Consider the following 22027-nt stretch of genomic DNA (forward strand, 5'->3'; position numbering starts at 1 on the left):
GCCAAAATTCATACTTTCTTCACATTTATTGATTATGATAGTTACATGATCAATAAGGAACCCACTTTATTGATCGGTTTTCCCAAACAACCTAACAACCCTAACAGTTTTGAGTGTGAGCTTGAAACTAACATTTTTTCATTTTACTCCTCCAAAGTAAAAGAAAAGCAGTCGTGACCTCCCAATCACGGCTGCACCCTTACTCCTTTTTAGCCCGTCGTAGCTATATGCTATGGCGGGTTTTTGTGTCGACAAAAAAAGCCTGCACGCAGCAGTCTTAGTTTTTACTTTCAGCCTTGGTTTCTTTCTTGGTCAGTAGCGCGCGGCGTTCTGGGCTGTCCCAGGTGCCGGAGCCGAAGCCGAAAATTGTTTTTAGCGCGGGGATGAAGGTGGTGGCAATGGTGATTGGGTTGATCATCCAGAAAAACAGCATGTACAGCGGCGCAAACAGCAGGTATTTCAATTTGGCACCGTGGTGGTCGAGAATCAGGGCGGCCAGCAGTTGTAGGAAGCCGGCTGCCATTTCGAAGGAGACGAAGATAAACGACATTTCGAAGCCGTGCATGAGGCGTTCCCAGTCGCCGGTCATCAGGAAGTAGAGCATGCTCAGGAGAAACAGCACGGTGGTGATCAGGAAGAAAAATGACCAGACGATCGACAAGGTGGAATCGATAAACATTGACATTTGGTAGCGGTGCTTGATGGGGTGCAAGACGAACTTTTTAATGTTGGTCAGCCAGACTTCGGTACCGCCTTGGGCCCAGCGTTTGCGCTGTTTGTATAGATCGTGCAGCGATTCAGGCACGTTCATGTGGAAGACGATGTTAGGCGCAAAGCGGGGGACAGCGCCGATCATTTGGTGATCCCAAGCGATGCTAATGTCTTCGGTGGCGCGGTTTTGGCGGAAGCCGCCGACGTCGATCAGAAATGATTTGCGGTACATCGTATTGGCACCGCTGTAGGCGTACATCGAGTCGTTGACGGCGGCTTGGCTGCGTTTGATCACGCCGACAATACTGGAGAATTCCACGGTTTGCGACTTGCCCAGCAGTTTTGTGCGGTTTTGCACGTCCATATTGGCGGTGACTGCCGAGGTGTTCAGATCGCGGTCATGGATAAAATAGTTCATATATTTCATGATCGCGTCAGGCTCCGGCACGGTGTCAGCGTCGTTACTCAGAATGTACTCACCTTTGGCAAAATACATGCCGATGTTGAAGGCGTGGGCTTTGCCGTTATTTTTGACGATCTCCATCATTCGGAGCCGCGGGTACTTCAGCTGGAGTTCCTTGATGATCGCGCTAGTTTTGTCGGTGGAGCCATCGTTCATCACCAGAATTTCAAAGTTGCTATAGTTGAGCTCGGTGAACAAATAATTGATCGTGGCGGCGATCAGCACTTCCTCGTTGTGGGCGGGGATCATGATCGTCACCATTGGCTGCTTGGCTGGCGGCAGCACTTGCCAGTCGTTGTCCTCGGTATTGGTGCGCAAAAAGCGGTAGGACAGCGAGCCGAAGAACCAGAAAAAGGAGCCCACGATCGGATAAAGGCAGAGGATCAGCAAGATGATCGTGGTGATCGTTTGAAAAATAGTGGCGCCAAAAATGTGATCGATCATTTGCTGAGCCCCTCCTTGATTTTATAGTTCATCTAAATGTTGTTGGTCAAATAGTTTGCGGATCGCGTCGGTATCCAGATTCTGCTCAGGTTCGACGCGGTAATTGCGGACGTTTTGGCGGAATTCGTCGCTGCCGAAGCGTTGTTTCATGAATTGATCCAGCTCAGTTTCGCGCGCTTTTTGGTTGATCGGGTTAAAGGTGGGCCACTGCTCGACCAGCCGATCACGTTTGCGGGCCTGAATGATCGTCATCGACACGGTGAAAATCAAGGCGACCGACGCCAAAAATAGCAGGACCACGCTGATAAAGCGAATCTCAAAAATACCTTCCGTGTAGCGCCAAATTGGCTTGAACGTACCGTAACGCACGCCGACATAGCTGAGTACGGTGATGATCAGCGGGATGAACACGCACAACCAGCCGAGCAGCGCGACCAACGTTTGCCAAATTTTCAGTAACCAGTGACCGTGGCCAAAATATAAATCAGTGTACAACTGCTGCGTGGCCTGCGTGTCGATTTCTTTTTGCTTTGCTGCCATGTTACCTGCTCCTTTTATTTATGAATAGGGTCGATCGGCCGCCCGAATAGATAGCCTTGGCGCAGGTCGATGTGTAGCTGCTCGGCCAGCGCCTCGTCTTCGTCGTTTTCGATGCCGGTTAGCACCAAGTCGATGTTCTGTTCTTGGGCAAAACGGTGCCAGAACTGCAGATTGAGATCCAGCCACACGGAGGCGTCCTTTTTGCGGAAATCGCGCATCGAACATTTCAACGTGTCGATCATCGGCACCATCCACTCAATGCTGTTCAAATTAGCGGTGTTAGTGCCGACATTATCGACTTCCAGCTTCATGCCGTACGCCCGCGTTTGCGCCATGTAGTGCAAGAACCGCCGCTTGTACGGATATTTTTTGCCAGGCACCACGTTGAGCTCGATCGCCAAATGCATCGGCGCGATTTTGCTGATGGGGCCCAGCGCACGAAATAATCGAATTCAGGACTGATGATCTGCTCATAATCCAAATTGATCGACAACTGGATCGGCTCGGTGGGCAACGACTTGAAGGTGCTTTCTAAAAGGAAAATCACCCGCTGGAGGGGCAAGGTTTCAAGCTGTTGCGGCAGCGACCAGCTACCGTCAGCGTTGTGCTGGCGCAGTAAGCACTCATAGCCGGTCAAGGCGCCGTGATTGTCGACTTGTTTTTGGATGAAGTAGCGTAATTCAAATTCTTGCTTGCCCAAATAATTGTTGGTGCGTTTGCGCGAATGGTAAAAATAAACCACGATGATCACGACAGACGCAAGCAAAAAGATGATCGTGAGCCAAAATAGCAAAATAGTTAAGTCCCGTAACATGGTTCACGCCCCTCCTGAACTGCCCAATTTGATTAGTGTTGCTGGTCCTTGTCGTCACTTTTAGCCAGTACTTGATGTTTTTTTTGATAGTACGCCAATAACTGATCCCAAATAAGGAAAATCACGGCGCCAATTAGTAGCCATAAATGCTGCGGATTAGCGACTAAGCGCGGCCAAAACGCTAACTGGGTCACAGGTACTTTAAGCGTGCCTAACCCTTTTGCTGGCATGGTCAAGCTAGTGGTTTGCTTGGCCGGCAAGCGGTAACCCAGTGGCGCCGCTAGCTTGAGTTGGGCGCCTGTTTTGACCTGCACAAACTTCTGACTGACGCGCTTTTTGCCGTGCATGTAATCAATGGTGACGCCTTGCAAACTCGGCCGCACCCAAATCGTCACTTGTTGATTCGGTTGGTCGGTGAAGGTGTAGCTTTGCGAATTTTTGGCCGTATTCGTGTAGCCCGTTGCCGCCACGTGGCTCAGATCGTAGGGCACGCCCACTTTGCCGGTGATGGGCTCTGTTTTCACAAGCTGCTTGGTGCCTTTGACGCGGTACAGCAATTTGGCGCTGGTCCAATGAGCTGCGCGCTTAACCTTGATCGTTAGCGTCTGGTTGGCCGCGGCGGTAAAGGTGTAACTTTGCGGATTGCCGGTTCTAGTGGTATAGCCGTCAACTGAGGCGTGGCTGATGTCAAACGTAGTGCCCACGTTGCCGCTGATCGGCTCGGTGCCCACTTGCTGGCCCGCTTCGTCCACGTAAACCAGCGTGGCGGTCATCATTTGCGTGGTCGCCGCCTTGACCTTGCGCGGCTGCACCGCCTGCAGCACGCTGCTATGAAAATGGTTCAGCCACTGATACGTTTGCCAAGTTAAGCTGCTGCGGTCGATGGGGACCTTGACCAACGGTACGGAATTGTCCAGCGCCACCGACTTAAGGCCGTAGTACTTGGCCATCCAGACGTTGAACCACTGTTTACTTGGTTTGCCGGGGGTGACGTAAGTGGACGATAAATACATATTATGATCGTCAGTTACTGGCGGGATGCCGGGAACCTTGGCGTTTTCAATCTGGTGTGCATGGTCGTAGCGGGCGATGGTGTCGCCGGTTTTCCAGTAAATGAATGATTGGTAGTTGGATTTAACCGCCGCGTCATAAATTGGAATACTGATAAAGCCGATGACCAGCGCTGCCACAACGGGCAATAAACGGGTTAACCAAGCATTGCTGCGCAGTTGCGCGTGATCGTACAATAGCGTCAACAAGGCGATAATGAAGTAAACATTGGGACCGAAAAAGACCCGCGATAAAATCTGCGGTGAAACGACTAGGGCCGCGATCCCCAGCAAGCCGCCAACGGTGTAAATAACGCCGGCAAAATAAGTGCGCTGCGTGTGCCAAACAAGGTGGTGGCCGGAACTTTTGTGCTGAGCATGTAAATAAACAATCAGCAGCAACAGCACTAGTATTAGCAGGCCAGAGTAGGTCACGGCTTGGTTGAGCAGGTTAGCCAGTTGAAATTGGTGTCCACGGTTGGCGATTTGGTTAGCGCCTGACATGACCACGATGAAGAAGCTCGCTGCTGCGGCGATGCCACCAGCCCATTTCCAACTCAATTGGCTATTTTTCAAGTCAAATAGGGTACAAGCCAGCGCCACAAATAGGGTGAGCGGGGCTGTATTTTCATTGGTCCCACCGGTGAGAAAACCTAGTATGACCATGCCCAGCAGCATTAGGCGGGGGTGCTGGGCGTGGTAATTGAAGCGGTACGGGAGCAAAAAGGTGAGGTAGATCAGCGCCACCCAGAGATAATTGAAGCCGCCGGAGAGCCATAGAATCGAGGTGCCAAAGTCAGGTAGGCAGATCCACATTAGGGCAAAGGTTAGCGCTAAGTAGCTGACGCGCAGGCGTTTGAGGCTGCCGAAGACATGAATGTCGATCAGGATAGCGACTAAAATGTAGACGATCGAGTTGGCAATATTGTAGACGGCTTTTGGAAATTGCATGAACAGTTGGACGCCAATGTGCGCGACGAAGCGGCCGTTATTGATCCGCGTATGGTTCTGGATCGATTCAAGCAGATCCAGAAAATTATGGATGCTGCGGGGGTGCGCGGTGGGCCATTCGCCTTGGAAAAAGAAATGGTAGAGGTAATCGTCGGCGGAGTAACCGGTATAGTCGTTAAGTTGTTTGAATAAAAGGTAGACGAATACGATTAAAATGCTGAAGCCAATGATTCGCGCTACGTTGCGTCCTTTTTGTTGCATGCCGTTGCCTACTTGTCTAAATTTTTTAATTAGTTCAACTATAGCAGATTTTAGCCGGTTATACAGTGACGTTATCAGTTATGTAACTATTAGTTAATTGAATTGATACCGTAGGATTGTTGTTGGTTTGGCGGGGATGTTTCATGTGGAACAGCAGCTTAAAAAGAGTGCGCCATAAGACGGTTAGCTCCTGAGCATTAGCATAGATTGACGAATAATACACGTAGTGGATTATTTGGCAATCGTAGCTAAGCTGAGGGAGCTGCGACTTGGACTTGCCGTACTTAGGCTTAGTCCAATCGACAACGGGAAGCATGTGCTGTTTGGTGAATAAGTTTCAATTCTGATACTTGCTAAACAGTGTTTTTAAGAACGAGCGACAGTGTCTTATGGCGCACGTTTAAGCTATAATGTTCGACAATAAAAAGCAGACTGTAGGTGCAGTCTGCTTTTTGCGGTTATTTGGGGGTTTCTAGTAGCCAATCGTTGATGTTAATAATTGGGATACCGGCGATCTCGCTGAATTCGTAATGGCGCTGGGTGATGACGATTTTGCGGTAGTTGTCGGGGATCTGCAGTAGGTTGTCGGTTTCATGATTGTTGTGTGGCAACTCGTAAGTGACTTGCACGTACAGGATGTCATCGGCTTTACGAGCGATAAAATCGATTTCAGCGGTGTCGATTTTACCAATGTCGATGGTGTAGCCGCGGCGTTTTAGTTCAATAAAGACGATATTTTCTAGTTGGTTGCTGAAATTACCTTGGCGCTGGCTGATAGCGGTGCGGCGCAGGCCGTTATCGACAACAAAATATTTACCAGTGCTACGTAAATAATTGCGGCCACGTAAATCGTATTGTTGCACGCGGTAGAATAGAAAAGCATCACTCAGTAACTTTAAATAGCGTTCAATCGTGTGGACATTAGTTTTTTGGCCAGCGCTGGTGAGTGTGTTGGCAATTTTGTTTGGATTGATCAATTGGCCCACGTTATCAGCTAGAAAACCGACTAGTGTTTGTAGGACACTGATGTCGCGAACATTTGCACGCATGGCAACGTCCTTCAGCAAAATGGAGTCATAAATACCGGAGAGAATGGCGTCTTTTATATTGGCAGCGGCTAAAACAACAGTTGGAAAACCGCCGTATTGGCTGTACTCGTTAAATGCGTTATCTAGATTAGGAGTATCGGGAGCAATCGCTTTTGCGGTTAAAAACTCATCAAACGATAGCGGATAAATGGGGATTTGGACGTAACGGCCGCTAAGCAATGTGGCCAATTCGCCAGATAACATCATTGCATTGGAGCCGGTGAGGACAATATCGCAATTAAAACTGACGCGGACGCCGTTGATCACACGCTGCCAATTAGTGACGAATTGCACTTCATCGAGTAATAAATATTGGCGTACATCGCGTTTCAGTGTGCGGCCTAGTAAATCGTGTAGTTGCGCTTCAGTTCTGATCTGTTGTAGCTCAAAATCTTCAAAATTAAGGTAGATAATATTGGCTGGCGCAATACCTTGGCTTAATAAATAGTCGCGATATTGCTGCATTAGAATGGATTTACCACAGCGACGGACGCCGGTAATAACTTTGATCTGTTCGTTGTCTTTAAATGCGCTTAGGCGGTTAAGGTAAGTGGTTCGTTTAATCATGGGATCACCTCTTATATGAAGTATACTTCATATTGTTGGGGAATTCAGCTATTAGGTGAAGTATACTTCATATTGTTGGGGAATTCAGCTATTGGGTGAAGCATACTTCATGTCAGTGTGTAATTTCGTCATTTAGTAAAGTATACTTCACTAAATGACGAAATTTGGCTGTTTCATGAAGTATACTTCATAACTCTGGCCAAGCTAATGCCGCTTTTTTCTTTTTGGACAGTCGTTAAGTCAGCTAACAGCTGGGTTATTTTTGGTTGGCTAGGGTGCTGCGGCCGCGGTAGGGATGAATCTTAATTGCAATCGCTTTTTCACAACCATATAATAGGAACAATAGGCGTGCGCTTAGGCTGATTTTAGGTTGGATTTTTGGGGCGTATGGCGAAAACGTGGTGAAAAAAGCACTGTCGCTTAGCTCGGCAACACTATTAGCAAGTATCTGTTATTTGCGCATCGTTAATAAGTAACAGCTTGCTTCCCGTTGTCGATTGGACTATGCCGAAGTGCGGCAAGTCCAAGTCGCAGCTTCTTGCGTATAGCTACGCTTAGCGAACGCTCCACTTCGTGAATTCTGTTGGTTTATTGGCATGTTGTTAGCTCGCGTACGGCGAAAACGTGGTGAAAAAAGCACTGTCGCTCGACTCGGCAACACTATTCGCTAAGTATCCGTTATTTGCGCATCGTTAATAGATAACAGCTTGCTTCCCGTTGTCGATTGGACTACTGCTTCATTGTAGCGGTAAGCTATTTATAAAAATCATAAATAGCGCTATATATTTCGGACGTTGACCATTTTGACGGCGGCAACCACGCTCGTCAAAAACATGGCAAGCCGAAGTGCGGCAAGTCCAAGTCGCAGCTGCTTGCACATAGCTACGCAAGGCAAACGCTCCACTTCGTGTAGCTTATCGTTAAGCTAGGCTATACTCCATAATCTATGCGCTTTTTTCACCACTCTGGAGGTTTTTATATGGTATATATTGAAGTGAAGAACGAATATAAGCGGTATCAGATGGGTGAGACTGAGATCGTGGCTAATCATGATTTGAGTTTTGCAATCAATCAGGGTGAGTTGACGATTATTTTAGGGCCTAGTGGGGCTGGGAAGTCGACTGTTTTGAATATTTTAGGTGGGATGGATACGCCGACTGAGGGCGAGATCATTATTGATGGTACTGATATTGCACAGTTTACTGAAAAGCAGTTGACGGCTTATCGGCGTACTGATGTTGGGTTCGTGTTTCAATTTTATAATTTGATTCCGAATTTGACGGCGTTGGAGAATGTGGAGTTGGCTAGTGCGGTGGCGCCGGATGCGTTGGACCCTACGGCAACGTTGCGCGAGGTTGGTCTTGGGGCGCGTTTGGATAATTTTCCGGCGCAGTTATCTGGCGGTGAGCAGCAGCGGGTGGCGATCGCGCGGGCGTTGGCGAAGAATCCGAAGTTGTTGTTAGCCGATGAGCCGACTGGCGCGTTGGACTACACCACCGGCAAACAGGTGCTGCAACTGCTGCAGGACGTGTGCCGCAAGCGGGGCAAAACGGTGATCATCATCACCCATAATGCGGCGATCGCGCCAATCGCTGACCGGGTGATCCACATCAATGATGCCCGGGTGCGCGAGATCAAATTAAATCCCCAGCCGACGCCAGTTGCCGATATTGAGTGGTGATGGCCATGAAGAATAATTTGAGTAAATCGTTGTGGCGCTCGGTGCGGCAGTCCAAGGGGCGTTTCATCGCCATTGTGCTGATCGTCATGCTGGGCGTGCTGCTATTTGTCGGTATTAAGGCGGTTAGCCCTGATCTGTACGGCAGCGCGGATCGCTATATTAGTGCGCAGAAGCTGAACGATGTGCGGCTCGTTTCCACTGCTGGCTTGACCAAGGCTGACGTTCAGCGGGTCAAAAAAGTTAGTGGCGCGCAGGTGCAGGCTGAGCGTTCGTTGTACATATTGGACCAAAAGCGCAGCGATGTGGCGCAGATTTTTGCCTATAGTGCGCGTGATCAGCAGAATCAATTGAAGCTGAAAAGCGGCCATTTACCGCGGCGCAGCGATGAAATCGTGCTGGATCAGTTGGCTAAAAGCAAGGGCTACCAGCTAGGCGACACGTATCGGGTCAAAAGTAGCGGCTTGAAAACTAAGTCGTACCGCGTGGTCGGTTTCGTGACGTCGCCGTTATTTGTCGACGATGAGGAACGCGGCAGCGCCAATATTGGTGACGGCAGCGTGGCTTATTTCGCTTATGTGCCGGCGACTAACTTCAAGTCCAACGTCTACACTGCCTTGTCAGTGCGTTTTTCCAAGCTGCAAGCTGAAAGTAGCTTCAGTAGTGCGTACAAGCAGCAGGCGCAGCGCAAACTAACTGCGGTCAAAAAAGCGTTACGCGGCCGGGCAACCGCGCGGCAAACTAGCTTGAAGCAAACGGCCTTGGTGCAGATCAACGGGCAACAGCAGCAACTTGATCAGCAAAAGGCCCAGCTCACGCAAGCTACGGATGCCGCCACGGCGACGCAACAGTTGGCGCCAGCACAAGCAAAAATAACGGTGGCACGCAAACAGGCCAACGCCATTGAGCGGCCGACCTACACGTACACTAAGCGTGCCGGCAACCCTGGTTTCCAAGGTTATGGCGACATGACCACGCGGATCGCCGCCATCGCCAACGTGTTCCCGCTGTTCTTCTTCCTGATCGCCGGCTTGATCACCTTTACCACGATGACGCGGATGATTGAAGAGGATCGTAGCCAGATCGGCACGTTAAAAGCGCTGGGCTATACGAAGTGGGAAATTGCGCGAAACTACCTATTATATGGTATCGTCGCCGCGCTGTTAGGCACGGTGCTCGGCGTGGTGATCGGGGTGAACACGATTCCGCTGATCGTCTTTAAAGCCATGACGCAATATATTTATACCGCCGTGGTGCTGGATTATCCGTGGACCGCTGTCGGCTTGGCGACGCTGTTTAGCTTCTTCGTTACGCTAGGGGCGGTGATCATTGTGCTGACCAAAGAGCTTAGCGAGAAACCAGCGGCGTTAATGCTGCCGAAAGCGCCGAAAGCCGGCAAACGCATTTTGCTGGAGCGCGTCGGTTTCATCTGGCGGCGGCTGAGTTTCAATCAAAAGGTCAGCTACCGTAACTTGTTCCGCTTCAAATCGCGGATGTGGATGGGTATTATCGGTATCGCCGGCGGGACAGCCTTGATCATGACTGGCTTCGGCATTCGCGACTCGATCAGCCAATCGGGGATCAATCAATTTGAGCAGATCATGCATTATCAGGCGGTGGTCAGTCTGAATACTGACGCCAAAAATGTGACCAAAACGTTGGCGCAAAATCCGCGCTACCAGCAGTCGTTAGGGCTGTACACTGATATGATCAGCGTCAGCACGGCGCAGGAAAAGGTCAGCGAGGTCAGCTTGGACGCTACGGATCAGACGCAGACGTTTAAGCGTTACGTCAGCTTAACCACCAACTTACCGGCGCGCGGCGTGGTGCTTAGCGATAAACTGGCTAAGCTGCTGGACGTGCAAACTGGCGACACGGTGACGGTGACTAATTCCGACAACCAAACGGCGCAGGTCAAGGTTCGCGGCATCACCAGTAATTACGCTGGGCACTTTGCCTATATGAACAAGGCGACCTTGAATCGGCTATTTAGTGGGCGTTATCAGGTCAACACCCGCTTGGTTAAAACGCAACCGCAGACGGTGAAGCAGGAGAATGCTTATGCGAAAAAGCTGATGGGCAGTGATAAAGTAGTCCACACCGAGTTTATCTCGAAGCAAAAGCGCGCCATTAATCAGGAAGCCGCTAAATTAAATCCGATTCTGTGGATTTTCATTTTCCTATCAGGCTTGTTGACGTTCGTTGTGTTGTACAATCTGACCAATATCAACGTTTCCGAGCGGATCCGCGAGTTGTCGACGATCAAGGTGCTGGGTTTCTTCGATCTTGAGGTGACCAACTACATTGTGCGGGAAAACGTGGTGCTGACGCTGTTTGGCATTGTGGTCGGCTACGGGCTGGGCAATCTGCTGACGGCGTTCATTCTGCGGCAGGCGGCCACCAGCACGGTGATTTTCCCGTTGACCATCGGCTGGAGCGGCTACGTGGTCGCGGCGCTGATGACCATCGTATTCACGGTAATCGTCATGGTGGTGACGCATTTCCGGCTGAAGCGCGTTGATATGATCAGCGCATTGGCGGCGAAGGAGTAGCGGGCTGGACTGAAAATATTAATTGGAGCTGATGGACATGAGTAAGGACGAGCAAAAGCATGTGCAAGCTGATAGCGATACTGAGGTCAAAAATAAAGCTGAGCGGAAACTGAGCCGAGTGCAGCAAGCTGAATTAAATATTCAGCGTTATGCTGAGGCTGGGCCAACAACAGTTATTACCAATGAACAAGAATTAAGTGCGCTTTGGGCCGCTAAGGATGAGGCGTGATTCCGAATTCAGCCGCACGCAACAACTAAATAAGTTCTAACTTAAGCTGATGGCCAATGTGCCACCAGCTTTTTTTAGCGTGGTCCGAGCCACAGGTCACTATAATTAATATACGCAAAATTCCGGCTTTGCTTTTTAATTAGCACAAAATAAAAATCGCCAATGCGGGGATGCGGCCGTTGTTGCCGCGAAGTTAGTGCATACGCCGGCAACTTTTTTGTTATTTTTTGCCTGCGCCAGTATAACAGCGATGAAAATGAAGGGGTTATTCGCGCACAACACGTGTTGGTTAATGGCACATGGAAACTTGGTTTCATTGACTAACCTGCCAGCACGCGGCCTGCGTTAGCGAACGCTGCGCCAACTAGATAAATTAACTTATATTGTTATTAATTAACGCTATAGTTATAATATACGCAAAATACCGCGCTTGCGTTTTGCCAAGCACGAAACAATTGACAGGTTTGAATGCGCTTAACACGCCACTGCCTCAATGCTATAATAAATATTTAGGTGAATTTGATAAATGGAAGTCAGCCGGCAAGGCGAATCCAGCGGCCAATAGGCAGACTTGTGGTTACGGCTGGGTTGGTTCGGCGCAGCGTCCTGTTATGGTCGCAACGTAAACGCTAACGGAGTTGTGTGTGGTTAAATTGTGCCGCTAAAAAGTTGATTTAAACTATCAGTGTCAATTATTACAGTTACATAACAAATTTTCAAAAAATGTTGTTGGGTATATACCATTGTGTTATGGTTTGATAGATAACGCATATTTTTATGAAATTTTTATGAAGATATCAGCGACGGCGGAGGGTGCGCATGAAACGTATAGTAGGACGACTGGCAATAATCTTAGGGTTATTAGTGATCATCATCGGTGGCGGTGTAATCGCGCTGACCGTGCGCAAGGATAGTTTGGCTCACGTTTATCTAGAACGATTTAGTGGTAAGCAAGCTAGTGAATCCAGCACGACACAGGTAGCGACTCAAAATGATACAGATTCAAGCACCATTAATGAAACTAAGCTTAACGCTCAGCTCAAGCATGCGCATTTTGTCGGTAACGTGGCGGTGATTAAGGCGGGCAAGTTGGTTTACCAGCAGCCATACGGTCAGGACCCAAAGAAAGACACGAAAACCGCTGCAACACGTTACCAGATCGGCAGCTTGCAGAACGCGTTGACCGCTGCGGCTGTGATGAAGTTGGCCAAGGACGGCAAGTTGGATCTCAGCACCCCCGTCAGCAAATACTACTTATTAGATAACGCTGATGCGAGCGTTACGGTGGGCACCTTGTTGGACATGACATCCGGCCTGACGTTAAGTGCAACGCCTAGTAGCGAGCTTAACGCCAATGTGTTGCCGTGGAATTTGGCTAACGCGACAGTGGCGACACCAGGTACATATAATTTTCAAACCGTTAATTACGCGATTCTTTCCGGCATTATTGCCCAAGCTTCTGGCGAGTCCTACCAGAAGTACCTCAAGCAGACGATTTTGGTGCCAGCTGGTGTCAAGCACACTAGCTTCGTCACTAGCGCAACTGCGCAGGCGAAGGTCGTGCCATCGTTTACTTATGATAAAACCAGTGACAGCTCGAGTGCCGTCACGCAGGCAACCTTATTCCAAGCGATGAATGATCAGCTCGGCGCTAAGCAATTAGCGACCACGGCTGGCGATATGGCTACGTTGACCCAATACATTACGAGTAGTCGCTTTGTTAGTGAAGAACGCCGCAGCCAAGGCATCGTTGCTAAGGCCGACACGGCGTACACTGGCCGCTTAATGCAGGCTAACAGCGACTTATTGGCGCGCGCTGACTTTAGCGGCTACCACAACGCGCTGGCCTTTAACGAGCGTGGCGATACCGGCGTTGTGCTGTTAAGCAACTATCAAAAGGCCGGCAGCTTAAGTGACACCGCGCGGGCCATTTTAAAAATTGTGCAAAAAAACGACTAATCAGTCATTTGTTACCAGATTGTTATGAATTTGTCATATGAAAATCACTATAATGGTCGTACAGCGACCAATATCGCTGATGGCAAGCTCAATTATATAATTAGTCGGACATGTTAGCCGGCGCGCTTGAGTAGGAGGAGCAAACTTTAATGAACGAATCGAGCCAGACAGAAGCAACATTAAGCATTGAAGACATCCTAATAACGTTACGTAAACACTTGAAGTTGATCATTGGGTCAACGGTGCTGGTAACGTTATTGGCGTTTCTTATCACCTTTTTTCTGATGACACCGCAGTACGAATCAACCACCCAATTGTTGGTCAACCGCAAGCTGGACGCCAGCGAACAGCCGGCGGCCTTGCAACAAACGCAGGCGGATGTGCAGATGATCAGTACCTATAAGGATATCATCACCAGCCCCACGATCTTAACTGACGTGGCTAAAACAGTCGGTGGCGGTCAAACCGTTGGCCAGTTAGCTAATGAAATCTCCATTAGTAGTCAAGAAAATTCACAGGTTTTCTCGGTGACGGTTAAAGCCACTGATCCGAAAATGGCGGCTAAAATCGCTAACGTGACGGCGCAAACGTTCCGTACGAAAATCAAATCAATTATGAGTGTGAACAATGTCTCCGTCGTTTCTAAAGGTGTTGCCAATTCGTCGCCTGTCTCACCACGTTTACCTTTAAACGTGGCCATTGGCTTTGTCCTTGGTTTATTGCTAGGGATCGGCGCGGCCTTCTTGACTGAAGCGTTGGATAAGACAGTTAAGGACGAAGGCTTCTTGATTGAAAATGGCTTAACGAGCTTAGGTATTGTCAACGAAATTCCAGTTGACGATATTAAGAAGCGGGCGTTTGGCCATTCACAGACTAGTGCGCATCATACACGAGTCGCTGAAACAACTGAATTACCACCACGCAGCGCGGACACACGACGGAGGGTGAACTAATATGGCCTTATTCAAACGCAATAAGAAAAAGCTCTATTCTAATAGTATGAAGCATGGCGTTGGCTTGATCACCGTCACGAAGCCCACCTCAAGCATTGCCGAACAGTTCCGCACGATTCGGACGAACATTCAGTTCTCCAGCGCGGACAAGCAATTAAATTCGATTTTGTTCACTTCAGCGGAACCGTCAGAAGGCAAATCAACGGTTAGCTCTAACGTCGCCGTTACTTGGGCTGATCAAGGCAATAAAGTACTGTTGATCGACGCTGATCTTCGCCGGCCCACTGTCTCGCGGTCATTTCGCGTAGACAACCAGCATGGCCTGACCACGATTCTAACGTCTAAACAAGCCGATCTAAGTGAAAGTATCAAAAGAACCAAAGTCACTAATTTATACGTCTTACCAAGCGGTCCGGTACCACCGAATCCATCAGAATTATTGAATTCAGTGAAAATGGACCAATTGTTAAATGTGCTCAATGACCAATTTGATATGATCATTGTGGACGTTCCCCCGGTCAATACCGTTACCGACGCGCAAGTATTGGCGGCTAAGGTTGACGGTGTCATCCTCGTTGTCCCCCAAGGAATCGCCTTGAAGGGCACCGTATTACATGCCCGTGACCTGTTAAATAAGGTTCACGCTAACTTGCTAGGCACGATCATGAACCGCGTGACCGCCGCTGAATCTGGCGGTTATTATGGTGGCTACTACGGTGGCTATTACGGAACGGATGATAAAAAATGATCGATCTACATTGTCATATCTTACCCGGATGTGACGATGGGGCGCACACCATGGCTGATTCCTTAGCAATGGCCCGCGTGGCTGTCGACAACGGGATCAGCCATATTTTGGTGACGCCGCATCACATGGACGGGGAATATACCAACCATAAAATTGCTGTGATCCAAAATACGGCGCTGTTCCAAACCGCCTTGGACCACGCCAACATTAACTTGACCGTCTTTCCCGGCCAAGAAGTGCACATCACCGGCGACTTAATGCAAGCAATCAAAAACGACGATATCCTTTTCGCCGACGAAACCAATCGTTACTTGATGCTAGAGTTGCCCCACGTGGAAGTCCCTGAATACACCAAGCAAATGATCTTCGATTTGCAGGCGGCGGGGATTACCCCAGTGATTGTCCATCCAGAACGCAACCAAGGCATCCAAAAAAATCACGACTTGCTATATGAATTCGTGGATAGCGGCTGCCTGACCCAAGTGACGGCCAGTAGCTATCTAGGCGTCTTCGGCCATGAAGTGGAAGACTTCACCCAACGGATCATCGACGCCGGCCTAGGCTTTGTTTTTGCCTCTGACGCGCATAACCTCAAAGGCCGTAACTTCCGTATGAAAAAAGCCTTTGAAAAGTTGGCTAAAGAAAATGGCCAACGAGCGGTGACGCAGATGCAAGAAAACGCCAAGAAAATTATCAATGGCGACTTGCTGGAGCCAGATGAGTACCATCATGTTAAAGAGAAGAAAAAGAAGTTTTGGTTGTTTAGATAAAAGTGAAATTCGGAGGATAGATAATTGAGTAAAGTTTTAGTGACCGGTGGTGCCGGTTTTATTGGGTCAAATTTAGTGGATCAGTTATTACACGATGGTGATGAAATCATTGTCGTAGATGACTTATCGATGGGCTTAGCAAGTAATTTGTCTAACTCGCCGAGTGTGACCTTCTATGAACACAGCATCACCGATCACGCTTTTATGCAAGGTCTATTACTCAAAGAGCACTTTGACTATATTTATCTCTTAGCAGCCATTGCGAGTGTCGCTGATTCAGTAGCGCGACCTTATGAAACGCACCAAATCAATCAAGAAGCGAATGTTTTTATTTTAGAAACGATTCGTCAATATAAATTACCAATTAAAAAACTCCTGTTTACGTCATCAGCGGCGGTTTATGGTAATAATCCAGAGCTGCCTAAGCGTGAAGATTCAACCATTGATCCATTGACACCATATGCCATCGATAAATTTGCCACCGAGCGTTTTGTGATCGATTACGGCAAATTGTACAACATTCCAACAGTGGCCGTTCGGTTCTTTAACGTTTATGGACCACGGCAGAATCCAAAATCACCTTATTCTGGTGTGTTATCGTTGATCACACAATGTTTTAAAAACAATCAGGGGTTTTCGTTGTTTGGTGATGGTGAACAAACGCGTGACTTTATTTTTATACAAGACGTTTTATCAGCATTACATTTAATTATGACTAATAATCAGGCTGTACATGATGTCTATAATGTAGCGACAGGTAAGCAATCTAGCCTACGCACTATTATTGCTGATTATCAGAAAGTAGTGGGACGCGCTCTCAATGTAGAATATTTACCGGCTAGAAGTGGGGACATTGTACATTCTTATGCTGACACCACTAAACTCAAAGCTTCTGGGTTTAGTCCAAAATATACGTTATTTTCTGGATTATCTAGCTATTGGATGTCAGTATCGGAAAAGCAGTAATAAATAAAATATAAAGGTTAGTTTGGGAGGGTTCAATGAATGATGATCGATAAGACGGGAGAACATAATATCGTACCTAATATGGCCGCTTTTAAAACGGCCCACTTAGATCCAACTCGCTTGGATCACCGCTATATATACTACGGGGTTCAGCGACTGTTCGATATTGTCGCTAGCAGTATTGGTTTGGTATTATTAGCAATCCCATTCTTAATCGTTGCGTTTCTGATCAAGCGTGACGATCCCCAAGGTCCAGTATTTTATTCACAGATCCGTTTAGGTAAGCACCAGCGACCGTTCGAAATGTATAAGTTTCGCTCAATGGTTGTAGATGCTGATAAGAAATTGAAACAATTACTGAAGTATAACGAAATTGATGGTGCTATGTTTAAAATGAAGGAAGACCCCCGAGTAACCGGCATTGGTCGCTTCATTCGTAAATATAGCATCGATGAACTACCACAATTAATTAATGTCCTCAAGGGTGATATGACCCTAGTTGGACCACGGCCACCGTTGGAACGTGAAGTTGATTCTTATAGTGAGTACGCTAAACAACGGTTGTACGTTAAGCCTGGTTGTACTGGGTTATGGCAAGTGACTGGTCGTAATAATGTTGGTTTTGACGAGATGGTTGACTTAGATTTACAGTACATAGAAAAGAGTAGCTTCTGGTTTGACCTGAAGATTATGTTTATGACTGTTAAGATCATGATTTGGCCGAATAGTGCGTATTAGTATTTAGTTTGAGGAAGGGCAACTGTAACTTTAATGGAATATAATAAGATAAGATTAATGATTATTACTCAGTCTGAGGGTGGTGGGCTTAGAAGATACATTACTGATGTTATTGACGGATTAGACAACAGTAAGTATGAAGTTGCCTTAGTGTACAACTCAGATTATGGTGATCAAAAGTTTAAGGATTGGATTCAAGAAAAACAAAATACTCATCAAATCAAACTTTTCGACATAAAAACTTTTGTCAGAGAAATTAGTTTAGTTAACGATTTAAAGACATATCGATTTTTATTACAATGCATAGATGATTTCGAACCAACTATTGTGCATGTTCAATCATCAAAAGCAGGTGTTATCGGTCGACTTGCTGCAAAGACAAAACGTATAAAACAGATATATTATACACCGCATGCTTATTCCTTTTTATCGCCAGAATTTTCTTCAATTAAAAAGCGTATATTTATTTTAGTCGAAAAAATATTTAGTCGATACTTTACTACGTTTACCTTTAATGTTTCTCAGACGGAAAAAGAGGCAGCATTAGAATATAATATTGATCGACCTAATAAATTTGTAGTGATTCCAAATGGAATTCCACCACTGAAAAGAAATTATAGATCATACGCTCAAGATGAAATGAAAGTTACAGATAATGAAATAATTATAGGAAATGTCGCTCGATTTTCAAATCAAAAAAATCCACAGCTTTTTGTTTCCATCGCAGTAGAAGCGCTTAAACAAATCAAAGAGCTAAAATTTGTGTGGATTGGTTCTGGTGAGTTGATGAATAAAATGCAACTTTTAGTTAAAAAGGCTTCTATAGAGAAATCATTTATTTTTTTGGGAGATCGTAATGATGCAGAATATTTAATGGATGGTTTTGATATATATTTAGCAACTAGTAATTTTGAGGGATTTTCATATTCATTGCTAGAGGCTGCACGTGCTAAACTTCCAGTGGTTGCACCTAAGGTGCCTGGTATTATAGATTTTAGTTATATTTATAAAAAAACTTATCTATTTAATTTACATGACAGTGTAGATAATATTTGTAGTTTACTGTATAAGTCTATATCTGATTTGGATAACCCGATAGAAGCCAATATATTATTCTCTTATGAAGATATGATTGATAAAATTACTAGTTATTATGAAAAAAAGGAGAGTTATATATGAAACGTGTTATTACTTATGGAACATTTGATTTATTACATTATGGCCATATAAATCTTTTGCGTAGAGCAAAAGAATATGGAGACTATTTAATTGTTGCTCTATCAACTGATGAATTTAATAAAGATGCTAAGTCAAAAAAGACTTATTTTACATATGAACAGCGAAAACAACTGTTAGAGGCTATTCGTTATGTCGATTTAGTGATTCCAGAATCTAATTGGGATCAGAAGCCTAAAGATATTAAAATGTATAAGGCAGATGTTTTTATAATGGGAGATGATTGGAAAGGGCAATTTGATTATTTACAGGATCAAACTACTGCTGAGGTAATTTATTTACCCCGTACACCTGAAATTTCAACTACTCAGATAAAAAATAACTTGAACAAGAAGAATTTAGCTACGGAACATCAGTCGATAGTAGGGCAAAATAATGAGAACTAAGGATCATTATAGTTTAGCAGATATTATTAATAGTAGGTCAAGTGAAAAAAAGTATATTGATAAAATTGATATTTGGGTTTTTACAGTAGTTAGACCGCTGTCTAATTTATTGACTTGGTTATTTCTTAAGTTAAGGTTATCGGCTAATCAAGCAACTTTTATTTCAACCATAGTAGGTTTTTTAGGTGCGATTATTGTGATCTTTGCTGAAACTCCTATGAGTACAGTTATTGGATTAATAATACTTAATTTTTGGATTGTATTTGATTGCATTGATGGCAATATTGCAAGAACAACTCATACGAGTAGTAAGCTAGGTATGTATTTGGATGGGATTAGTGGATATTGTTATGTGTCATTATTATATACTGCATTAGGTGTTAATGTTTATAAAAATTATAAACTAATAATATTTAACAATAATTATAGCTGGTTGTATATACTGATTGGAGCGTTGGCCTCAATGGCATGTGTCTTTCCTAGACTAGTTGAACATAAAGCAGGTACATCATTTTTAAACTTTAATTCTGGCCTAACTGATAAGATGAACTATAATTGGTTTTACATCTTAGGCTTAAACCTTGCTGGTATGGCTGGGTTGTCTAATCCACTAATGATTATTTTCTTTATGCTTCATAGACTAAATATATATTTAATTTTATATTTTATTATCCAATTAGCTATTGAAATATTATCGATATTTAAAACGATAAGACGGGTTTATAAAATTAGTTATGAGGTAGATTAATATGGATCCTAAGGTCTCTTTTATCGTTCCTGTTTATAATGTTCCTGATGATTTTTTGAATAATTGTATTACATCTATTTTAAAACAAACAGAGTCAAATATTGAAGTTTTATTAATAGATGATGGGTCAACAGATAATTCAGGTAATATTTGCGATATTTTTGCAAAACAAGATAGACGGGTTAATGTAATACATCAACAAAATAAGGGCCTATCTGGTGCAAGAAATACTGGTGTGAGAAATGCAAAGGGAGAGTATATTACTTTTGTTGACGGTGACGATTGGGTTGAATCTAATTTAGTTGAATCACTATTACCAAACCAACGAGTAGATGTTGTGATTGGAAAAATAGTAAAGGACTTTCCTGATAAAAAAAAGTACTATCGGTATGAAATGACTGATGGAGAGACATTTGGTAAGGATGATAGAGTTTTACTACAAAGACAAATTCTAAATTTTCAGGGAAATATTTCAACTGTCTGCGGGAAGCTAATTGATAGAGAATATTTAATACGGAACGCCATATATCACGATGAGAACCTTAGTCAGGGAGCAGAGGGTATTGAATTTAATTTTCGATTATTCGAGTTTATAGGTGCTAGTGTTTTTATTGATAAGTATGTTTACCATTATGTTTATGATACTGAATCTATTACAACTAATCCGTCACGTAAAAATGTAATATTGGCTTTAAAGTGTTTTGAAAAAATCAAGAAGAATATACAGAATAATTCGATGTACAGTGAGAGTATGCGAAAAAGTTTGATGCAGGATTTGAATACTCGACTTTTATATTTCATAGTAACAACCGCTATTAGTTCTATTTTTAGTTCTAAAAATAGCAATACCTATACTGAAAAGAAAAGTATGTTAATAAAGTTTATGAAAAATAATCTAATTGAAGTAGCCTTTAAAAAGGGTGATAGAAGTAAAATTGGACTTCAAAGAAAAGTTATCTTATTTTTGATTCAATTTCGATTATTTTATATTGTAAATATACTTGGAAAATTAAAAAAATAGAATGGGGGACAATCCTACGGGCGTTTATATTTTTATCTTAATAATTGGAATTCTTTTTATCACATCTTCTCAGGTTAGAGCTACGGATAAAAGTACTGTCTCTAGTACGTCCGTAAGACCATTCTTCAATTTTTTATTTTTAGTATTATTGATTTATTTAGCAACTTTTCGATCACGAAGTGTTGGTACTGATTATTCTATGTATAATGGTTTTTTCTCTATGACTAACCAGCAGCTTAAAGCGATATACATAGAAAAAGGATATTTATTGATATATAGCATAGCTAGGTGGGTAAATGATTTTCGTGTCGTTCCCTTTATTTCATTTTTATTATTTTTTACTGGTTTATATAAATTTTCTAAAGAAATAAAAATGTCTACTGAAGTGCTACTAGGATTTCTAGTTTGTAGTTATCTTTATTGCAACTCACTTAATGGTATAAGACAGATGTCAGCTATTGGTGTTGTTTTTTTTGCTTTATCTCTGTATTTAAATGTTGATATTCTAGCGCAGCATCGATGGTTAAATATTGCGTTATATATATTTATTATCTATATAGCAAGCCTATTTCATGCTAGTGCGTGGTTTGCAATAGCATTACCCCTCATTAAATATGTCCCTATAAGTAGTATCTGGGTGGTTTTGGGAGGACTTCTAACAGGTATTGGATTTTTTACAAAATTCATTAGTGGGCTTATGCCCAAGCTAGTTTTCCTGTTCCCGCATTACGTTGAAAAACATGATGGTGCAAACAGTGCTTTTTTCGTTGATCCAGGCTCAAAAGGTATAATTGAATTTTTACCCATTCTTATTCAGTTTATTTTTTTGTTTTTAATCTGTTATTATTCATGGAAATTTGTCAAATTGAATAAATTTATTACTGCAGGTTATTTTGCCTATTTATTTTTATTTATAGGTGGCGGTAATTTTACTGTAACTAGAGTACAAGCATACTTATTGCCATTTCTGGTTTTCTTTTATGGTAAATATGTACAGGAAAGTACTGAGAATATCGCTCGCTTAAGAAGCAACTGGTTCAAAGTTATTATTGTATTATTTTTCTCTTTTTATTTTGTTTTTCGATTATCCAGAAATATTTCCGGCATCGTACCTTTTGTTTTAGGATAGATAATATTGTAAGTAGTACATATGAA

The 22027-nt window shown here is 44.4% G+C and carries 19 protein-coding genes and 1 pseudogene; 15 read left to right on the forward strand and 5 right to left on the reverse strand.

Translation table 11 applies throughout. The features are described from left to right. Positions 1–277: 277 nt before the first annotated feature. The 5 genes and pseudogenes from EKM80_RS01380 to EKM80_RS01400 form a co-directional block, all read right to left on the reverse strand. Positions 278–1618, reverse strand: coding sequence for a glycosyltransferase family 2 protein (locus EKM80_RS01380; protein WP_125551314.1), 1341 nt, complete (start codon positions 1616–1618; stop codon positions 278–280). A gap of 21 nt (positions 1619–1639) precedes the next feature. Then, positions 1640–2158, reverse strand: a complete 519-nt coding sequence (locus EKM80_RS01385) for a hypothetical protein (protein ID WP_125551316.1) — start codon at positions 2156–2158, stop codon at positions 1640–1642. Positions 2159–2172: 14 nt separating this feature from the next. Continuing rightward, positions 2173–2972, reverse strand: a pseudogene (locus EKM80_RS01390) (EAL domain-containing protein). 32 nt (positions 2973–3004) lie between these two features. Then, positions 3005–5233 (reverse strand): DUF6056 family protein, encoded by a 2229-nt coding sequence (locus EKM80_RS01395; RefSeq protein WP_125551317.1) that lies wholly within the window; start codon positions 5231–5233, stop codon positions 3005–3007. Positions 5234–5691: 458 nt separating this feature from the next. Further along, entirely contained in the window at positions 5692–6888 is a 1197-nt protein-coding gene (locus EKM80_RS01400; protein ID WP_125551318.1) for an ATP-binding protein, read from the reverse strand. Between the two features lie 979 nt (positions 6889–7867). On the opposite strand from EKM80_RS01400, the gene EKM80_RS01405 reads away from it, so the two are divergent. The 15 genes from EKM80_RS01405 to EKM80_RS01470 all read left to right on the forward strand — a co-directional run bounded on the left by EKM80_RS01405 (position 7868) and on the right by EKM80_RS01470 (position 22001). Continuing rightward, entirely contained in the window at positions 7868–8569 is a 702-nt protein-coding gene (locus tag EKM80_RS01405) for an ABC transporter ATP-binding protein (RefSeq protein WP_125551319.1), read from the forward strand. 5 nt (positions 8570–8574) lie between these two features. Next, positions 8575–11118, forward strand: a complete 2544-nt coding sequence (locus EKM80_RS01410) for an ABC transporter permease (RefSeq protein WP_125551321.1) — start codon at positions 8575–8577, stop codon at positions 11116–11118. 37 nt (positions 11119–11155) lie between these two features. After that, the gene (locus EKM80_RS01415) at positions 11156–11347 is read left to right on the forward strand and encodes a hypothetical protein (RefSeq protein ID WP_125551322.1); all 192 of its coding nucleotides are present in this window, start codon (positions 11156–11158) and stop codon (positions 11345–11347) included. A 455-nt stretch (positions 11348–11802) separates the two neighbouring features. Continuing rightward, positions 11803–11973 carry a hypothetical protein gene (locus tag EKM80_RS14795; RefSeq protein ID WP_164509473.1) on the forward strand — a complete coding sequence of 57 codons (171 nt, stop codon included), beginning with the start codon at positions 11803–11805 and terminating at the stop codon, positions 11971–11973. A 193-nt stretch (positions 11974–12166) separates the two neighbouring features. After that, positions 12167–13306 carry a serine hydrolase domain-containing protein gene (locus EKM80_RS01420; protein ID WP_125551324.1) on the forward strand — a complete coding sequence of 380 codons (1140 nt, stop codon included), beginning with the start codon at positions 12167–12169 and terminating at the stop codon, positions 13304–13306. Positions 13307–13455: 149 nt separating this feature from the next. Beyond that, the gene (locus EKM80_RS01425) at positions 13456–14259 is read left to right on the forward strand and encodes a YveK family protein (RefSeq protein WP_125551326.1); all 804 of its coding nucleotides are present in this window, start codon (positions 13456–13458) and stop codon (positions 14257–14259) included. Between the two features lies 1 nt (position 14260). Then, positions 14261–15007, forward strand: coding sequence for a CpsD/CapB family tyrosine-protein kinase (locus EKM80_RS01430; RefSeq protein WP_125551327.1), 747 nt, complete (start codon positions 14261–14263; stop codon positions 15005–15007). Continuing rightward, positions 15004–15777: a tyrosine-protein phosphatase gene (locus EKM80_RS01435; RefSeq protein WP_225418775.1), complete on the forward strand. Its 774-nt coding sequence runs from the start codon at positions 15004–15006 to the stop codon at positions 15775–15777. The genes EKM80_RS01430 and EKM80_RS01435 overlap by 4 nt, the downstream gene beginning before the upstream one ends. Before the next feature lie 24 nt (positions 15778–15801). Beyond that, complete coding sequence (locus EKM80_RS01440; RefSeq protein WP_125551329.1) at positions 15802–16743, forward strand: NAD-dependent epimerase/dehydratase family protein; 942 nt, start codon at positions 15802–15804, stop codon at positions 16741–16743. A gap of 81 nt (positions 16744–16824) precedes the next feature. Next, positions 16825–17481, forward strand: coding sequence for a sugar transferase (locus EKM80_RS01445; RefSeq protein WP_225418776.1), 657 nt, complete (start codon positions 16825–16827; stop codon positions 17479–17481). Between the two features lie 33 nt (positions 17482–17514). After that, a complete protein-coding gene (locus EKM80_RS01450) occupies positions 17515–18660 on the forward strand; it encodes a glycosyltransferase (RefSeq protein ID WP_125551331.1) in 1146 nt (381 codons plus the stop codon). Then, complete coding sequence (tagD, locus tag EKM80_RS01455; RefSeq protein WP_125551333.1) at positions 18657–19103, forward strand: glycerol-3-phosphate cytidylyltransferase; 447 nt, start codon at positions 18657–18659, stop codon at positions 19101–19103. The genes EKM80_RS01450 and tagD overlap by 4 nt, the downstream gene beginning before the upstream one ends. Then, positions 19093–19851: a CDP-alcohol phosphatidyltransferase family protein gene (locus tag EKM80_RS01460; protein WP_125551334.1), complete on the forward strand. Its 759-nt coding sequence runs from the start codon at positions 19093–19095 to the stop codon at positions 19849–19851. Before tagD ends, EKM80_RS01460 begins: the two co-directional genes overlap by 11 nt. A gap of 1 nt (position 19852) precedes the next feature. Continuing rightward, on the forward strand, positions 19853–20872 hold the full coding sequence (locus tag EKM80_RS01465) for a glycosyltransferase family 2 protein (protein ID WP_125551336.1): 1020 nt from the start codon (positions 19853–19855) through the stop codon (positions 20870–20872). A 1-nt stretch (position 20873) separates the two neighbouring features. Further along, complete coding sequence (locus EKM80_RS01470; protein WP_125551338.1) at positions 20874–22001, forward strand: EpsG family protein; 1128 nt, start codon at positions 20874–20876, stop codon at positions 21999–22001. Positions 22002–22027: the final 26 nt, after the last annotated feature.

The sequence above is a fragment of the Loigolactobacillus jiayinensis genome (assembly GCF_003946445.1).
GTDB classification, from domain to species: domain Bacteria; phylum Bacillota; class Bacilli; order Lactobacillales; family Lactobacillaceae; genus Loigolactobacillus; species Loigolactobacillus jiayinensis.

What these genes read in the sequence shown, in the direction of transcription:
- EKM80_RS01380 (WP_125551314.1), bottom strand. Translation starts at nt 1,618, where the DNA reads ATGATCGATCACATTTTTGGCGCCACTATTTTTCAAACGATCACCACG.
- EKM80_RS01385 (WP_125551316.1), bottom strand. Translation starts at nt 2,158, where the DNA reads ATGGCAGCAAAGCAAAAAGAAATCGACACGCAGGCCACGCAGCAGTTG.
- EKM80_RS01395 (WP_125551317.1), bottom strand. Translation starts at nt 5,233, where the DNA reads ATGCAACAAAAAGGACGCAACGTAGCGCGAATCATTGGCTTCAGCATT.
- EKM80_RS01400 (WP_125551318.1), bottom strand. Translation starts at nt 6,888, where the DNA reads ATGATTAAACGAACCACTTACCTTAACCGCCTAAGCGCATTTAAAGAC.
- EKM80_RS01405 (WP_125551319.1), top strand. Translation starts at nt 7,868, where the DNA reads ATGGTATATATTGAAGTGAAGAACGAATATAAGCGGTATCAGATGGGT.
- EKM80_RS01410 (WP_125551321.1), top strand. Translation starts at nt 8,575, where the DNA reads ATGAAGAATAATTTGAGTAAATCGTTGTGGCGCTCGGTGCGGCAGTCC.
- EKM80_RS01415 (WP_125551322.1), top strand. Translation starts at nt 11,156, where the DNA reads ATGAGTAAGGACGAGCAAAAGCATGTGCAAGCTGATAGCGATACTGAG.
- EKM80_RS01420 (WP_125551324.1), top strand. Translation starts at nt 12,167, where the DNA reads ATGAAACGTATAGTAGGACGACTGGCAATAATCTTAGGGTTATTAGTG.
- EKM80_RS01425 (WP_125551326.1), top strand. Translation starts at nt 13,456, where the DNA reads ATGAACGAATCGAGCCAGACAGAAGCAACATTAAGCATTGAAGACATC.
- EKM80_RS01430 (WP_125551327.1), top strand. Translation starts at nt 14,261, where the DNA reads ATGGCCTTATTCAAACGCAATAAGAAAAAGCTCTATTCTAATAGTATG.
- EKM80_RS01435 (WP_225418775.1), top strand. Translation starts at nt 15,004, where the DNA reads ATGATCGATCTACATTGTCATATCTTACCCGGATGTGACGATGGGGCG.
- EKM80_RS01445 (WP_225418776.1), top strand. Translation starts at nt 16,825, where the DNA reads ATGGCCGCTTTTAAAACGGCCCACTTAGATCCAACTCGCTTGGATCAC.
- EKM80_RS01450 (WP_125551331.1), top strand. Translation starts at nt 17,515, where the DNA reads ATGGAATATAATAAGATAAGATTAATGATTATTACTCAGTCTGAGGGT.
- tagD (WP_125551333.1), top strand. Translation starts at nt 18,657, where the DNA reads ATGAAACGTGTTATTACTTATGGAACATTTGATTTATTACATTATGGC.
- EKM80_RS01460 (WP_125551334.1), top strand. Translation starts at nt 19,093, where the DNA reads ATGAGAACTAAGGATCATTATAGTTTAGCAGATATTATTAATAGTAGG.
- EKM80_RS01465 (WP_125551336.1), top strand. Translation starts at nt 19,853, where the DNA reads ATGGATCCTAAGGTCTCTTTTATCGTTCCTGTTTATAATGTTCCTGAT.
- EKM80_RS01470 (WP_125551338.1), top strand. Translation starts at nt 20,874, where the DNA reads ATGGGGGACAATCCTACGGGCGTTTATATTTTTATCTTAATAATTGGA.